The organism is Acinetobacter sp. PK01, assembly GCF_022819285.1.
Classification (GTDB): Bacteria; Pseudomonadota; Gammaproteobacteria; order Pseudomonadales; family Moraxellaceae; genus Acinetobacter; species Acinetobacter tandoii.
Genome location: NZ_CP094643.1, coordinates 1,696,183 through 1,712,029 on the forward strand (window position 1 = coordinate 1,696,183; position 15,847 = coordinate 1,712,029).

Below are 15,847 nucleotides of genomic sequence, written 5' to 3' on the forward strand. Positions count from 1 at the left end.
AGATAACATGGCTTTAACTGCAAAAAATAAATTTACCTTTTTAGGGGTACTTGTCGCTGCACTGGTGATTGGGCTGGTGGCGTGGAGTTACCATAAAAAGACCAGCAATACCGAGTTAGTGATTGGTATTAGCCCACCCTTTGCTAACCCATTAAAGGTTGCCGTCGAAGAGGCGAAACAACAAGGGATCAATGTCAAACTGGTGGAATTTTCCGACTGGAATACCCCGAATATTACTTTGAATCATGGTGATATTGATGCCAATTATTTCCAGCATCAACCCTTCTTGGACAATGCTATCAAAGAAACTCAATTCAAACTAAAAGCATTGGATAAAGGCGTCACAACCCATGTTGGCCTATACTCCAAGAAATACCATTCACTGGATGAACTACCAGATCAAGCTAGCGTAGTCATTCCAAATGATCCTGTGAATCAAGGTCGTGCATTGTTGCTGTTACAACAAGCCAAACTAATTACCTTAAAAAATCCAGAGAATCATTTATCTAACTTACAAGACATTGCTGCCAATCCTAAAAAGCTACAATTTATTGAAGTTGAAGGGCCGCAAACGGCACGCGCAGTGGATGATGCTGACTTAGTTTTCAGTTACCCACATTATTTACGTCTTGCCAAAACCATTGACCCGAATGATGCGCTGATTTTAGATGACAATACCAATACCCGTTATTCGATTTTATTTGTGGTGCGCGATGACTACCAACAGCAACATCCAGAGAAAGCAGCACAATTAGAAAAATTTATCAAAATTTATCAGACTTCTGCCAAAGTTAAACAAACTTTGAATGATGAGATTGGCTCAAAACTTTGGTTCCCTGGTTGGAAGTGAGATTGAGCAATGACAGATTCAGTTTTTAAGCCCCAAAATCGTAAGGTATGGCTGATTGGACTGACCGTTGTAATCTTGATTGCTGCTGTAGCGGTTTACCGCTACAGCAAAAGTCAGGCACAACAAGATGTTTTAACCATTGGCATTAGCCCACCTTATGCAGAACTGCTGCAAAGTGTTGCAGATGATGTAAAAAAACAAGGGATTCAGGTCAAACTGGTCGAATTCTCTGACTGGCATGCACCCAATGTCGCAGTACAAAACGGCGATATTGATGCCAACTTTTTCCAGCAAAGCGTCTTTTTACGCAATGCAATTCGTGAAACTCAATATGACTTACATGCCTTTGCCACAGGTACAGGCAGTCATGTTGGACTATATTCTAAAAAATATAAGTCCTTACAGGAACTCCCAAACAAAGCCCGCGTGGTCATTCCGAATGATCCTGTAAACTCTGCCCGCGCACTGATTTTGCTGCACCGTGCAGGTTTGATTCAATTGAAAGACATCAATAACGAACTTTCGACTGTGCAGGACATCATCCAAAATCCGAAACAACTGCAATTTATTGAAGTTGAAGGGCCACAAACTGCACATGCATATAACGATGCCGACCTCATCTTTGGTTTTCCACATTACTTAAAAATGGCGAAAGTAACCGATCCGCATAGCGCTCTGTTTCTCGACCCTATCGATAAAAAATATGCAATTTTGTTCGTCACGCGTAAAGACTATAGCGATCACAATCAAAAATTAGCCACTTTCGTTAAAGCTTTCCAAAACTCTAAAAAAGTTCAAGAGATTTTAGACCGAGATTTTGGCAGCAAAATGTGGTTTGAAGGCTGGAAATAAGGAGAAAGACAATGGTGAGTTTTGGTTCTCATGTGGATTTTTCCCTTCCACATATCAAAATCCGTAATTTGAACAAGTATTATGCAGTACAAAACCAACAAGTCCATGCACTAAAGAATATCGATTTGGATATTCCTGAAGGTAAGATTTTCGGCATTATTGGTAAAAGTGGTGCGGGAAAATCTTCCCTATTGCGTACACTCAATGGCCTAGAAAAAGTCAGTGAAGGTAGCATTCACATCCACCAACAGAATTTGGCTGAACTCGATCATGCAGAACTCATCCAATTACGTCAGCGCATTGGTATGATCTTTCAGCACTTCAATTTAATGTCTGCCAAAACGGTGTGGGACAATGTCGCGCTACCGCTTAAAATTGCCAATTACAGTACCACTGAAATTCAACAACGGGTCAGTGAAGTACTAGAGCTGGTTGGTTTAACCAATAAAGCACAAAACTATCCTGCCCAACTTTCAGGTGGGCAAAAACAACGGGTTGGTATTGCCCGAGCGTTGGTACATCATCCTGAAATATTATTATGTGATGAAGCGACCTCCGCACTTGATCCAGAAAGTACCTCAGTGGTGTTATCGCTGCTCAAGGAAATCAATCAAACCCTCGGTATTACCATTGTCCTGATTACTCATGAAATGCAAGTGATCCGTGAAATTTGCGACCAAGTTGTGGTGATTGAACACGGTGAAATCGTGGAGTCTGGACAAGTCTGGGCGGTATTTTCCAATCCTCAGCAGCAAATTACTCAAGAGTTGCTCAATTTAGAACAATTAGATTTGCCCTTTCAGTTACACGAGCAACCACTAGCAGAATCGAGTCAGGTGATCTTGCGATTAAGTTATGCCTCACCCCTGCAACATGCACCAGATCTAAATTCGATATTCTCGGCAATCGATCGCCCTGTTCATCTGTATCAAAGTCATATTGATTCAATTCAGGAACATTTGATTGGAAAATTTGTGGTGGCTGTGCCACAGCATGATCTGGATATCCATCAGCTTAAACAACAACTGCAACACCAGTTTGCCAAAATTGAGGTATTAGGCTATGCACGACCAACTCATTGACCTTTTGCTCACAGGAACTGTTGATACGCTGATTATGGTCGGCGTATCGGCAATTTTAGCTTTCCTAATTGGTTTACCTATGGCAGTCATACTGGTAAATACCAGTGAACACGGCATTTATCCCTCAAAACCGATTAACCAAGCTTTGGGTTGGGTGGTGAATATTACCCGTTCGGTGCCTTTCCTGATTTTAATGGTAGCCTTGATTCCGTTAACACGCTTTATTGTTGGCACCAGTTATGGTGTTTGGGCAGCAGTCGTTCCCCTCACCTTAGCTGCAACACCATTCTTTGCACGTATTGCTGAAGTGAGCTTACGTGAGGTTGATCAAGGCCTAATTGAAGCCGCGCAAGCCATTGGTTGTAACCGTAAACAAATCATTTGGCATGTATTACTGCCTGAAGCCCTACCGGGTATTGTGGCAGGCTTTACCGTCACCATTGTGACCATGATTAACTCCTCTGCGATTGCCGGTGCCATTGGCGCAGGTGGATTAGGTGATATTGCCTACCGTTATGGTTATCAACGTTTCGATATGCAAATCATGCTCACGGTTATTGTAGTTTTAGTGGTTCTGGTTATGTTAGTACAAGCAACAGGAGATGCACTTGCACAACAACTAGACAAACGAAAAGTTTAACAATCATGCACTTGAAGGTGCCGAAAAGAAAGATACGAGCCATGACCTGACTTTGTCATGGCTTTCATGTAAAATCAGCGCCAATTTTTAAATAATACGTTGTGAGTCATTTCATGGGTTTTAATTGCGGTATTGTCGGCTTGCCGAACGTTGGTAAATCTACCCTTTTCAATGCGTTAACTAAAGCAGCAATTGCGGCAGAAAACTTCCCGTTCTGTACCATTGAACCAAACACAGGGATTGTTCCTGTTCCAGATTTACGTTTAGACAAATTAACTGCCATCGTAAAACCACAACGTGTGCTTCCAACCACAATGGAATTTGTAGACATCGCAGGTTTGGTTGCTGGCGCGTCTAAAGGTGAAGGTTTAGGTAACCAATTCCTTGCCAACATCCGTGAAACTGATGCGATTGCACACGTGGTTCGTTGTTTTGAAGATGAAAACGTCATTCACGTGAATGGTAAAATTGACCCCTTAGATGATATTGCCACCATCAATACTGAACTTGCACTTGCGGACTTGGAAACTGTAACCAAAGCAGTAACACGTTTAGCTAAATCAGCGAAAAGTGGTGATAAAGATGCGATTGCAACAAAAGCTGTTTTAGACAAAATTCTACCTTTATTAGATGAAGGTAAACCAGCTCGTGCTGCCACGCTTGATGACGATGAACGTAAATTGGTACGTGGTTTTGGTTTAATGACTTTAAAACCAACCATGTACATCGCTAACGTGGCTGAAGATGGTTTTGAAAACAATCCGCATTTAGACGCAGTTAAAAAACTTGCTGCTGAAGAAAATGCAATTGTGGTTCCACTGTGCAACCAAATCGAAGCTGAAATTTCATTACTTGAAGATGAAGACCGTGCTGAATTCCTTGAAGCGATGGGTATGGAAGAACCTGGTCTGAACGTGGTGATCCGTGCAGGTTATGCATTACTTGGCTTACAAACTTACTTCACAGCAGGCGTACAAGAAGTACGTGCTTGGACTGTAAAAGTAGGTGCAACTGCACCACAAGCTGCGGGTGTGATTCACACTGACTTTGAAAAAGGCTTCATCCGTGCTGAATGTATTGCTTATGATGACTTCATTCAATACAACGGTGAAGCGGGTGCCAAAGAAGCTGGTAAATGGCGTTTAGAAGGTAAAACTTACGTGGTACAAGACGGCGACGTTTTACATTTCCGTTTCAATGTCTAATTTCATTTAGATATTGCTAAAAGCCAGTGATAACACTGGCTTTTTTATATCCTAAATATGAGTTAACCAAGCTCAGCAACAACAGCACTTAACTTCGTGTACATAAGATGCAGAGTGCCTCTCCCGTTTCTGTCGCCTGAAATCTTTAGCATCATTCAAACATAAGTGACTCAGGTTAAGTAAAGCTTTATTTGATAAATATAATGATAATAATTATCATTATATTTACATTAAATCCAACATCGCCTACACTCCTATGCATACATAACTAAAAACTTAGATTGAAAGGATGATGCTATGGCTTATACCCTTCCCCATTTACCTTATGCCTATAATGCACTCGAACCGCATATTGATGCGAAAACCATGGAAATTCATCATAGTAAGCATCATCAGACTTACATCAATAATATTAATGCAGGCATTGAAGGGACACCGTGGGAAAACTTAACTGTGGAGCAATTAGTCACTCAGGTAAATAATGTTCCTACACAACTCAAAAACAATATCATCAACAACGCAGGTGGACATGCCAACCACAGCTTATTCTGGACCATTATGAGTCCTCAAGGCGGTGGACAACCTATAGGCAAAATTGCGGTAGCGATAGAGGCTGAGCTAGGCGGATTTGACAACTTTAAAGAGGCTTTTACCAAAGCGGCACTCACCCGCTTTGGTAGTGGATGGGCTTGGCTAACAGTTACCCCAGATCAAAAATTATTGGTAGAGAGCAGTGCCAATCAGGACTCACCACTCATGCAGGGTCACACGCCCATTTTGGCACTCGATGTTTGGGAACATGCCTATTACCTCAAATATCAGAACAGACGTCCCGAATATATTTCAGCTTTTTTTAATGTTATCGACTGGCAAGAAGTCAACCGTCGTTATGAACAGGCCATTCAGTAATATGCACGTAGCCACTGACCTACCTATGACAGCACTTCATCAACTACGCTTTATATTGGGTGTTTTTATTTTGCTAAGTGGTGCCTTACTTTGCATTTATAAAGTGGCAACATCCTTAAATGCATTCTAACGTTGAAGAATCCTGCCGAATGCGTCTCTATCAATCATGCAAAGCATTGGGCAGGCTGAATTTAAAGACTAAATCTGAACTGGTTTCGTATCCATTGCTGCGCGTTGCTTTCGTGCCTGTTCCAATATACGTTGTTGCAATTCTTGTCTAAAGCCCATCATAAATATCGCTTCGGCTAATACGAATAACGGACCAATGATCAAACCAACTAAATCATCGACAAAGGCTGGTTTTTTCTTTTCATAAAAATGTCCTACAAACTGAAATACCCAGCCCACCACAAAAATACCAATACTGAGCATTAACCACGTCGCCAAACCAAAACCAGCAATCTTTAATGCCAAAGGATAGACCGCAGAAAATAGCAATAACATGATACAGCCAAACCAGAGATCTAATTTCAAATAATACACACAACTCACTATAATCAAGACCAAGGCTAAGGTGATTTCAAATCCTGAAAAGTGAAACCCTGCCCGTGCAGTCAAACACATAATGGAGAACACAATCAGCGGAATCCCGACAAAGTGCGTTAAAATATTTTTATGATCAAGATGATAAGCCGCATACTGGCTTAAAAGTTGTTCTAATTTACTCATTGGGATCGTCCTTGTAAGATGCATAAACTCAATATATAAAAAAATCATTTTTATAGTTGTCACCTAGCCGACAATTCAAAAAATAAGGATGCCCATGTCACTGCAAATGGATGATCTTCAACATCTTGCCAATAACCGTTGGTATTCTGAATTACCGCTCTCCTTTCAGCAGTTTATTCAGGAACATGCGCTTATACAGCACTATCAGAAAGAACAAGCTATTTTTTATTCTGGAGATGCTTTTGATGGAATCTATGCGGTACTCGATGGTGCTGTACGTTTAGGTTATGTCGATATTGAAGGGACAGAATCTATTGCTGCAATTGCAGAACCCATCATGTGGTTCGGTGAAATCTCTTTAATTGATCAGCAACCGCGCTCCCACGATGCCATTGCGATTCAAAAAACACGAATCCTGCATATTCCTAGTGCGGCTATCCACACTTTACTCACTACACAGCCTCAGTTCTGGTTTCATATTGCTCAGCTAACCAGCCAGAAATTACGTATTGCCTTTTTAGAGCTGATTTCAATTCAAACTCAGACCATCAGACAACGGCTTGCTCTACGATTAATGCTGATTTTACAAGGCTATGGCAATCATGTACTGATTGAAAAAAATGTCATTCAACTCAGTCAAGAACAACTTGCGCAGATGCTAACTTGCTCACGGCAAACGGTGAATCAGGAATTGCAGGCTTTAGAAAAACTGGGGGTGTTAAATCTGGCATTTAAAAAAATTGAAATTTTAGATCAGGAACAATTACATCGCTTGGCACATACTCGACAGAGTTGATTTCACCAACATCAACTGTCATTTTATGGTGCAAAAGTCTTCACTATAAATGTGCATTAAATATTAAAAGCACCAAAAAGCAACATTAATTTAAGAGGTTAATTGACAGACATTAACGTCATCAAAGCCATTGGTGCAAGGTGCAACTTCTTGTGCAACAGAATCATGCAAAACTGTATGCACTTGTAAAAGTTGTGCATTCACAGTTGAACTGAATGCGCATAAAAGACTAAAAGTTAGGACAGATATTTTCCGCATAGAACGATAACCTCAAGATAATAAATGTGACTTTTCACGTAAATTATACACTTTTTATCACATTGAGATAATGCATTAAATTAATCAAATCAGTGTTATTTTCTATTATTGTCGTTATTGATTGGATAACAGCATTGCAATCTTCAAGACTACAATGCTGCTTTAGATCTTCAACTTTTATGAACTAAAAGCTTTTTTCTTTGGGTCGGTGTTACCTAACTCTGGATGCTCTAGTGCATCTTTACATTGTGCTTTGTCTCGTTCGTAATCCGCTTTTGTCTGAGAAACTGTCGCTGAGTTTTCCATGGTTTCACGCGCCCAAACATCTAAACTGGTCAAAGCCTTACGACACAATGCATATTTTCCTTCGGTGACCGAATCTGTCATTTTGACGTTAATACGCCAATCAGTACTGAGTTTCCGCGCAGGTTTACGCACCTTTTCTTCTATTAAATTACGTTGCTTACGATATACATAAGGATCCGCCTCGTTCATGAATCGCCATGCTTCATGTGCATAAGTGGTCGCATCATTGGTCAATTTAGGCGCAGCTTTAATTTCTGCTTTCTTTTCAGCATGATCTGAAGATTGACCACAACCTTGTAAAAACAAAGCACTACTTATTACAGAAACAACAAGCACAGGCGCTCTAAGTATTCGCATTTAGGGAATCACCGCAACAATCGAGTAAGTACTATGCTAGTAAATTCGGCTACAATACACAATCTTATTTGACCTATCGTTTAACTCTAACAAGGTGTGTCGTGTCACAACACAAATTAACACCCACGCAAAAAGCGGGCTTTTGGCAAGGTGCCAAAGATAGCCAAGCAATTATCTTTACTTATTTACCTGTATCTTTTGCATTTGGGGTTTCAGCAACACAGTTTGGCTTTAGTGCTTGGGAAGCCTTATTTCTCTCTTGTACCATGTATGCGGGTGCTAGCCAATTTCTGGTGGTTGCACTACTTGGTAGTGGAACCTCCATCTGGATGACGGCACTGACTGTCATTGCCCTAGACATTCGTCACTTACTATATGGACCTGCCCTACAAAATTTAATTCAAGATCGTTTGAATTTAAAAAAAACCGCAATTTGGGCGTGGGGACTGACAGATGAGGTATTTGCTTCAGGCATGATCAAACTCTCTCAACGACGCCAAGAATGGTCTGAATCTTGGATGTTGGGACTGAGTTTATTTAGCTGGTTATCTTGGGCAACTGGCTCATTCTTGGGTGGACTGTTTGCAGATCAAGTCAGCAATCTACCGCAATTTCTGCAGGCGGCACTGGATTTCTTATTGCCCGCGCTATTCCTCAGTTTCCTACTGGCTGCTTTTGAGAAAAAACATACCTTTGTAGTCAGTGTGACGATTTTAGTATCTGCGATCGCCTGCTATTTCATAGATCTCTCTGCGGCAATTTTCATTGGTATTTCATCAGGTATATTTGCAGGTTTGTTTAAGCACTATGTCCTCAAACAACATGATGCAGAACTTACAGGAGCATCACATGAATCTTGAAATCATATTGGTAGGAATTGTGGTCGGTATTGCAAATTTTGCCTCACGTTTTGGTCCTTTTTTTGTCATTCAGAAGTTTCAACAAAATTCGCAAAAGCGCGGTGCATTGTGGTTAAAAATTGCCTTGGGCTCGATTGGGATTTCAGCTATTAGCTCCATGTTGGTCGTTGCGACACTTCCTCCACTGTTAGAAACACCCAACAAAAGTTTAGCAATGCTGATAGGGTTTCTGGTTCTGACGGGCTTATATTTCAAATTTAAGAAAATTGTCCCTGCAACCTTAACTGCTGCTTTGACCTACGGCTTAGTTTATACCTATATGCCTTTTCATTTTTAATTTATTTTGAACGAATGATTCACAGCACAATTAATCACTTGAGAGTAATTTTCAGGTGATCAACTAAAAATATAAAATAAACTTACTTTATGAAAGTAATCATATTTTCCTTTTATAACTTAAGATTCTAATCAGCGTAAACTTAAAAGAAATTGTTCGACAATCTTATCATTTTATGTGAATCATACCTGAACACTACGCTGAGTTCTGCTATGCTAAAACCCCATTTACGCAAGGATGAATCACATGAGCGTGACTATTGGTACTCCCCTTCAATCTTCTGCATTTAAAGTTCTACTGTTAGGGTCAGGTGAACTCGGAAAAGAAGTGGTGATTTCACTGCAACGTTTGGGTGTCGAAGTACACGCTGCTGACCGATACGACCATGCTCCTGCCATGCAAGTTGCGCATTATCAATACACCTTAAATATGGCAAATCCTGAAGAATTAAAACAACTGATTGCACAAGTAAAACCTCACCTTATTGTTCCTGAAATTGAAGCGATTGCAACTGAAGTTCTGGTTGAAATTGAAGCAAGCCAAACTGCAACGATCATTCCTTCTGCAAAAGCCGTAAACCTCACCATGAACCGTGAAGGCATCCGTCGTTTGGCGGCAGAAGAACTTGGCTTACCCACCTCTGCTTACCGTTTTGCCGATTCTCTCGAATCTTTCCGTGCTGCTTGCGATGACATTGGTTATCCAAACTTTGTAAAACCTGTAATGTCTTCTTCAGGCAAAGGTCAATCACGCGTAAAAAGCTTTGCCGAAGTTGATGCAGCTTGGGAATATGCACAAACGGGCGGTCGTGTGAATCAGGGTAAAGTGATTGTTGAATCGCAAATTGATTTTGATTTTGAAATTACCCTTCTTACTGTTCGCGCCAAAAATGCCGAAACAGGTGAAATCGAAACCCAATACTGCGACCCAATTGGTCATCGTCAAGATTCAGGCGACTATGTAGAAAGCTGGCAACCCCAAGCCATGACAGCCGTGGCATTGGAAGAAGCTAAACGAATTTCTCACAAAGTCACAACTGCTTTAGGCGGTTGTGGTATTTTTGGCGTGGAATTGTTTGTCAAAGGTGACAAAGTATGGTTTAGTGAAGTTTCACCACGTCCACACGATACAGGTCTTGTGACTTTAGCCTCCCAATATCAAAGCGAATTTGAATTACATGCTCGCGCCATTTTAGGCTTGCCTGTCAATACAACTCGCCACAGTATTGCTGCAAGTGCTGTCATTTACGCGGGTGTGGATGATACCAATCTTTCCTTCTCTGGCTTAAATCTTGCTTTGGCAAATCCAAATACTGATTTACGCCTGTTCGGAAAACCTGAAGGCTTTAAACGCCGTCGTATGGGTGTTGCTACTGCACGTGCTGAAACTACGGATCAAGCACGTGAGTTGGCACAACACGCTGCGGATCAAGTCATTGTGAATCAGAACTAACTTATACATATTACGGACCACTGTTCATGATCAATACTTTACCATTGTTGAATTACGTCAAAAGTAACCATGATATTCAAGCAATTAACCAATGGCGTACCGATGTAGAAAAACAATTACAGGAAAGTTTTGAACATGGACAGTCCATTCGTGATGTCATTTTAGCGCGATCTCATCTAATTGATGAAGCGTTACAATTTCTCTGGCAACATGCCGAATTAGATCAAACCAAACTCGGTCTATTTGCAGTGGGCGGCTATGGTCGCCGTGAAATGCTGCCGTACTCAGATGTCGATATCATGATCTTGTCGGAAGATGAAATTACCGCAGATCAAGAAAAACTGATTTCTATTTTTATTTCTTCACTTTGGGATGTTGGCAATTTTAAACCAGGCATCAGTGTGCGCAGTATTCGCCAATGTGTCGAAGAAGCTACCAATGATCTCACTGTTGCCACTACCCTAATTGAAGCACGACTAATTATCGGCTATGAACATCTCGCGCGTTGGCCGCGTCGTATCGTTTCACAAACATGGACAGATAAAACCTTCTTTGATGCAAAGATGGAAGAGCAACACCGTCGCTATGCGCAGCACAACAATACCGAAAGCAATTTAGAACCTGATATTAAAAATGCTCCAGGCGGTATCCGAGATATCAACCAAATTGGCTGGATTGCAAAGCGCCACTTTAGGGTCAATCGTATTTATGATTTAGTCCATTTGGGCTTTATTTCCGAATTTGAACTGGGTGTGCTCGAAGAAGCCGAGAGTTTCTTATGGGAAATTCGCCATCACTTACACCGCCTAACCAAACGTGATGAAAACCGTTTATTATTTGACTATCAACGTGACATTGCCGCTATGTTTGGCTATGTGCGTGAAGAAGACAAATCACCTAATTATCCAATTGAACAGTTCATGAAGCGCTACTACCGTACTGCGCAGCAGGTTTCTACCCTGAATGAAATGTTATTGGCATATTTTAGTGAATCAGTCATCACCCCTCGACTGCCACAATATGAACGTCAGATTGTGGAAATTAATGACAACTTCAAACTGGTCGATGGTAAGTTAGCAGTTCAACACCATAAAATTTTCGCAGAAAATCCAAGTGCAATTTTAGAATTATTCTATTTACTCGCGAACCGTCCAGAAATCGAAGGCATTCGCGCACGCACCTTACGTTTATTGATTTTAGCCGCCAAACGCATTGATCAAGCCTATCGGGATAATCCAGAACATCAAGCCTTGTTTATGGCGATTATTCGTTCACCTTACCGTTTATACGACACCATGGTTGCAATGAAACGTTACGGCGTTTTAGGCAATTATATTCCTGCTTTCGGACAAATTATGGGACTTATGCAATATGACTTGTTTCATATTTATACTGTCGATGCGCATACGCTCCTATTGTTACGCAATTTAAACCGCTTTAAAGAGCCGGAATTTGCCAAAGATTTCCCAGTGGTCAGTTCAGTCTTCCAACGCTTAGCACGACGTGACATTGTGTTTTTAGCTGCCTTATTCCACGACATAGCCAAAGGACGTGGCGGTGACCACAGTGAACTTGGTGCGGAAGATGCAATAGAATTCTGCCGCGTGCATGGCTTTACCGAACGGGAATGCAAACTGGTGGCATGGTTGATTCACAATCACTTACTCATGTCACTGACGGCACAGAAAAAAGACATTTCTGACCCAGATGTAGTCAAAGATTTTGCGGAAAAACTGGGGGATATGGAGCATTTAGACTATCTCTATACCCTCACTGTGGCTGATATTAATGCGACTAATCCAAAATTATGGAACTCATGGCGTGCATCACTCATGCGTCAACTGTATACCCATGCCCGTGACATTATTCGTACTGGTCTTGGTCGTCCTGTGGACTATCAAATGCTGATTGAGGACACCAAATTTGCAGCCAGTGAAATGTTAGTGAATGATTTCTCTTTGACTGATGTAGAAAAAGTCTGGCAAGAACTCGGCGATGAATATTTCATTAAAGAGTCTGCTGATGAAATTGCTTGGCATACCCGTGCAATATTAGAACACGGTGAAAATCCAGCACCTCTGGTATTAATGCGAGCACATCGTAAATCAGCACAAGATGCCGTGCAGATCTTTATTTATACGCGCGATCAACCCAACTTATTCGCAACCACTGTGGCCATTTTAGACCGAATGAATCTGGATGTTCAGGATGCAAGAATTATTACTGCAACCACTGCGTTTAGTTTAGATACCTATGTGGTACTTGATCGTTTCGGTACTCTACTGACCGACCCAGAACGTGAAGCCACCGTGATTCACTCTCTGACATCTGCCTTACGTCAATCAGATAAATATCCTGGCTTAATGCAACGTCGAATTCCACGTCAGCTTCGCCATTTTGATATTGAAAATACGGTGGATGTGACCTTGAACGAAGCCTTGCAACAAAACATGGTGGAAATTTCAACACTTGACCATCCTGGGTTACTTGCGAAAATTGGTGGTCTGTTTATGATGCAGGGTTTAGACATTCACTCTGCTAAAATTGCCACCTTAGGTGAACGTGCCGAAGATATTTTCTTTGTCACCAAAAAAGATGGCTTACCAATGACAGAAGAAGAAACGGTATTATTTGCCAATCAACTGAAGCTCGCATTGGATGAAGCCTCTAATCAGGTCTGTGGTCAACATTAATTTTTAACGTTCGGGTATTCGTTTCATGAACTCTAGTTTATCCCTATTACATCCGTATCCATTTGAAAAGTTAAATAAGCTTTTTAAGGATGTACAACCCGCAGATTTACCTTTGATCCCCCTGTCAATTGGAGAACCAAAGCATCCTGCACCAGAGTTTGTGAAACAGGCAATTATTAATAATTTCCAACATCTGTCGACCTATCCGAACAGCAAAGGTTTACCTGAATTACGTCTTAGTATTGCCAACTGGTTAGCGCGTCGTTTTCATCTCAATCAGATTAACCCTGAACAGGAAATTCTACCTGTTTCGGGCACCCGTGAAGCGATTTTTTCTTTTGTACAAGCGTTGATTAATCGGGATGAAAAACCCTATGTAGTCATGCCGAACCCTTTTTATCAAATCTATGAAGGTGCAACCTTACTGGCAGGTGCAGAGCCTTACTTCATCAACTGTACCGAAGAAAATGGCTATTTAGGCGATTTTGATGCAGTTCCTGCTGAAGTATGGGAAAAAACGGCACTCTTGTTTGTTTGTACCCCTGGCAATCCTACAGGTGCAGTGCTTTCTAAAGAACAATTTAAAAAGCTGATTGCACTATCTGACCAATACGGTTTTGTGATTGCATCAGATGAATGTTATTCAGAGCTATGGTTTGATCAGGCACCAACAGGGTTATTAGAAGTTTGTGCTGAAATTGGACGTGATGACTATAAAAACTGTGTCGTGTTCCATTCATTGTCAAAACGTTCAAACTTACCGGGTATGCGTTCTGGTTTTGTTGCGGGTGATGCAGCCTTGCTGAAACCTTATTTGCAATACCGCACTTATCATGGTGCAGCCATGCCTGTTCAACATCAGTTGGCCTCTATTGCAGCATGGGATGATGAAGCACACGTTGAGGAAAATCGCGTGCAGTACCGTGCCAAGTTTGATTTATTTCAAAATGAATTGGGACATCTTTTACCACTTCAGAAACCTGATGCTGGCTTTTATTATTGGCTTAAAGTAGATAATGATGAATCATTTGCCAAAATGCTGATGGAAAAGGCTCATATTAAAGTGCTTCCAGGTCGTTATTTATCGCGTGATACTGCGACGGGTAATCCGGGTGAAAACCACGTGCGTATGGCATTAGTGGCTGATATTGCGCAATGTGAACAAGCCATCGTACGGTTAAAGAAGATTCTCTAACCCCCATTTAACCAATAAAAAACCTCCAATAAGGAGGTTTTTTATTGGTTAAATTTTGCAAAAATAATAATAAAGAACTTGTGCTCCCACTTTTTCTTGAAATTGATCTAAGTTTTAAAATTCTAAGAAATATTCAAATACACACATTTTATAGACAGCATTTTCTGTTCCATTTTGGTCTATTGAACAGCAATACTTTAACCAACCTATGTCATAAACCAAGGGCAATAACTCGTAATTAAAATGACAAATCTATCTGTTGATAGTTAAATTGGATTTATTTTAGCAAGTGCTCCAACGATTGTACTTACAAAAATAAAACCGCATTCCGTCATTTTATTTAAAACCGAGTTGAAGTTCACAGAATAATATCTTTAACTATAAGACGACCTTTTACACTAGGAAATAAAAGATGAATAATAAGCCTACAATTATTTTAGTACATGGATTTTGGGGTGGCGCAGCCCATTGGTCTAAGGTCATCATTGACTTATCTCACCGAGGTTATACTGCATTACGTGCGGTTGAACTTCCTCTAACTTCCTTAGCAGATGATGTTGAACGCACACGCAAAATGATTGCTCAAGTAAAAGGTGATGTCCTTTTAGTTGGTCACTCATATGGTGGGGCTGTCATTACCGAAGTAGGCAATCACCCCAATGTGGTTGGGTTAGTATATATTGCAGCTTTTGCACCAGATACAGGTGAGAGTCCTGGCAGTATTACACAACAACATTTACCTGAAGGTGCACCTCATTTAGAGCCAGATAGTGACGGTTACCTTTGGGTAAAAGTCGATAAGTATCACGAAAATTTTTGTCAGGATTTAACTCATGATGAAGGCCTTGTCATGAGCATCACACAGAAGGCACCTGTAGCCAGTACATTTGGCGATACGATTTCAACGCCAGCATGGAAAACCAAACCATCTTGGTATCAAATTTCAACCGAAGACCGTATGATCCATCCTGATAATCAAACCATGATGTCTGCACGGTTAAATGCAAAAAAAGTCATTTCTTTAAATGCCAGCCATGCATCCCTTGCATCTCAACCAAAAGTAATTGCTGATTTAATTGATGAAGCTGCAACATTTCTTACTCGTTAATAGCTTTACATTTGATAGTGGCCAAAAATCGCTCTTATCCAACTATTTAATTTGAGTCTGTTAAGATCAGGACTTATCAAAATGAATATCTTTTGACGAGTTATTGAAGGAATTTAACCATAGAAACTTCCGATCCATAAGCAGCTAAAACCATCAGAGGCATTTCAAAGTGCCACTGAATTATGATTATCTAATTTTTTTATCAACTGAACCCTTAT

15 protein-coding genes are annotated in these 15,847 nt (G+C 40.8%); 13 read left to right on the forward strand and 2 right to left on the reverse strand.

Annotation, left to right across the window (positions count from 1 at the left end):
- The first annotated feature begins 7 nt into the window (after positions 1-7).
- From MP622_RS08110 to MP622_RS08135, 6 genes are all read left to right on the forward strand, one after another.
- Positions 8-850 (forward strand): MetQ/NlpA family ABC transporter substrate-binding protein, encoded by an 843-nt coding sequence (locus MP622_RS08110; protein WP_243793364.1) that lies wholly within the window; start codon positions 8-10, stop codon positions 848-850.
- 9 nt (positions 851-859) lie between these two features.
- Positions 860-1,702 (forward strand): MetQ/NlpA family ABC transporter substrate-binding protein, encoded by an 843-nt coding sequence (locus MP622_RS08115; RefSeq protein ID WP_104440808.1) that lies wholly within the window; start codon positions 860-862, stop codon positions 1,700-1,702.
- Positions 1,703-1,713: 11 nt separating this feature from the next.
- Positions 1,714-2,784, forward strand: coding sequence for a methionine ABC transporter ATP-binding protein (locus tag MP622_RS08120; protein WP_243793365.1), 1,071 nt, complete (start codon positions 1,714-1,716; stop codon positions 2,782-2,784).
- Positions 2,765-3,424 carry a methionine ABC transporter permease gene (locus MP622_RS08125; protein WP_243793367.1) on the forward strand — a complete coding sequence of 220 codons (660 nt, stop codon included), beginning with the start codon at positions 2,765-2,767 and terminating at the stop codon, positions 3,422-3,424. Before MP622_RS08120 ends, MP622_RS08125 begins: the two co-directional genes overlap by 20 nt.
- 113 nt (positions 3,425-3,537) lie before the next feature.
- Entirely contained in the window at positions 3,538-4,629 is a 1,092-nt protein-coding gene (gene ychF, locus MP622_RS08130; RefSeq protein WP_044739480.1) for a redox-regulated ATPase YchF, read from the forward strand.
- 297 nt (positions 4,630-4,926) lie between these two features.
- Positions 4,927-5,538 carry a superoxide dismutase gene (locus tag MP622_RS08135; protein WP_243793368.1) on the forward strand — a complete coding sequence of 204 codons (612 nt, stop codon included), beginning with the start codon at positions 4,927-4,929 and terminating at the stop codon, positions 5,536-5,538.
- 198 nt (positions 5,539-5,736) lie between these two features.
- On the opposite strand, the gene MP622_RS08140 is transcribed toward MP622_RS08135, so the two are convergent.
- Positions 5,737-6,267, reverse strand: coding sequence for an Mpo1-like protein (locus tag MP622_RS08140; protein ID WP_243793370.1), 531 nt, complete (start codon positions 6,265-6,267; stop codon positions 5,737-5,739).
- 94 nt (positions 6,268-6,361) lie between these two features.
- Between MP622_RS08140 and MP622_RS08145 the strand changes: the two genes are divergently transcribed.
- Positions 6,362-7,063 (forward strand): Crp/Fnr family transcriptional regulator, encoded by a 702-nt coding sequence (locus MP622_RS08145; RefSeq protein WP_243793371.1) that lies wholly within the window; start codon positions 6,362-6,364, stop codon positions 7,061-7,063.
- Positions 7,064-7,498: 435 nt separating this feature from the next.
- Here MP622_RS08145 and MP622_RS08150 read toward each other — a convergent pair whose 3' ends face one another.
- Positions 7,499-7,984, reverse strand: coding sequence for a hypothetical protein (locus MP622_RS08150; RefSeq protein ID WP_026440974.1), 486 nt, complete (start codon positions 7,982-7,984; stop codon positions 7,499-7,501).
- Between the two features lie 101 nt (positions 7,985-8,085).
- Here MP622_RS08150 and MP622_RS08155 point away from each other — a divergent pair, with 101 nt between their 5' ends.
- The 6 genes from MP622_RS08155 to MP622_RS08180 all read left to right on the forward strand — a co-directional run bounded on the left by MP622_RS08155 (position 8,086) and on the right by MP622_RS08180 (position 15,629).
- Positions 8,086-8,844 (forward strand): AzlC family ABC transporter permease, encoded by a 759-nt coding sequence (locus MP622_RS08155; protein WP_243793373.1) that lies wholly within the window; start codon positions 8,086-8,088, stop codon positions 8,842-8,844.
- Positions 8,834-9,181 (forward strand): L-valine transporter subunit YgaH, encoded by a 348-nt coding sequence (ygaH, locus tag MP622_RS08160; protein ID WP_016167518.1) that lies wholly within the window; start codon positions 8,834-8,836, stop codon positions 9,179-9,181. Before MP622_RS08155 ends, ygaH begins: the two co-directional genes overlap by 11 nt.
- 237 nt (positions 9,182-9,418) lie before the next feature.
- Positions 9,419-10,633, forward strand: a complete 1,215-nt coding sequence (purT, locus tag MP622_RS08165) for a formate-dependent phosphoribosylglycinamide formyltransferase (protein ID WP_171284944.1) — start codon at positions 9,419-9,421, stop codon at positions 10,631-10,633.
- Between the two features lie 26 nt (positions 10,634-10,659).
- Entirely contained in the window at positions 10,660-13,326 is a 2,667-nt protein-coding gene (gene glnD, locus MP622_RS08170) for a [protein-PII] uridylyltransferase (protein ID WP_243793379.1), read from the forward strand.
- Positions 13,327-13,351: 25 nt separating this feature from the next.
- Positions 13,352-14,521 (forward strand): succinyldiaminopimelate transaminase, encoded by a 1,170-nt coding sequence (gene dapC, locus MP622_RS08175; protein WP_243793381.1) that lies wholly within the window; start codon positions 13,352-13,354, stop codon positions 14,519-14,521.
- A 412-nt stretch (positions 14,522-14,933) separates the two neighbouring features.
- Complete coding sequence (locus MP622_RS08180; protein ID WP_044739471.1) at positions 14,934-15,629, forward strand: alpha/beta hydrolase; 696 nt, start codon at positions 14,934-14,936, stop codon at positions 15,627-15,629.
- Positions 15,630-15,847 lie beyond the last annotated feature (218 nt).

Bases quoted from the DNA above. Each gene is read 5' to 3' on its own strand.
- MP622_RS08120 (WP_243793365.1), top strand. From the start codon at position 1,714: ATGGTGAGTTTTGGTTCTCATGTGGATTTTTCCCTTCCACATATCAAA.
- MP622_RS08125 (WP_243793367.1), top strand. From the start codon at position 2,765: ATGCACGACCAACTCATTGACCTTTTGCTCACAGGAACTGTTGATACG.
- ychF (WP_044739480.1), top strand. From the start codon at position 3,538: ATGGGTTTTAATTGCGGTATTGTCGGCTTGCCGAACGTTGGTAAATCT.
- dapC (WP_243793381.1), top strand. From the start codon at position 13,352: ATGAACTCTAGTTTATCCCTATTACATCCGTATCCATTTGAAAAGTTA.
- MP622_RS08140 (WP_243793370.1), bottom strand. From the start codon at position 6,267: ATGAGTAAATTAGAACAACTTTTAAGCCAGTATGCGGCTTATCATCTT.
- MP622_RS08135 (WP_243793368.1), top strand. From the start codon at position 4,927: ATGGCTTATACCCTTCCCCATTTACCTTATGCCTATAATGCACTCGAA.
- MP622_RS08110 (WP_243793364.1), top strand. From the start codon at position 8: ATGGCTTTAACTGCAAAAAATAAATTTACCTTTTTAGGGGTACTTGTC.
- purT (WP_171284944.1), top strand. From the start codon at position 9,419: ATGAATCACATGAGCGTGACTATTGGTACTCCCCTTCAATCTTCTGCA.
- MP622_RS08145 (WP_243793371.1), top strand. From the start codon at position 6,362: ATGTCACTGCAAATGGATGATCTTCAACATCTTGCCAATAACCGTTGG.
- MP622_RS08115 (WP_104440808.1), top strand. From the start codon at position 860: ATGACAGATTCAGTTTTTAAGCCCCAAAATCGTAAGGTATGGCTGATT.
- glnD (WP_243793379.1), top strand. From the start codon at position 10,660: ATGATCAATACTTTACCATTGTTGAATTACGTCAAAAGTAACCATGAT.
- MP622_RS08150 (WP_026440974.1), bottom strand. From the start codon at position 7,984: ATGCGAATACTTAGAGCGCCTGTGCTTGTTGTTTCTGTAATAAGTAGT.
- MP622_RS08180 (WP_044739471.1), top strand. From the start codon at position 14,934: ATGAATAATAAGCCTACAATTATTTTAGTACATGGATTTTGGGGTGGC.
- ygaH (WP_016167518.1), top strand. From the start codon at position 8,834: ATGAATCTTGAAATCATATTGGTAGGAATTGTGGTCGGTATTGCAAAT.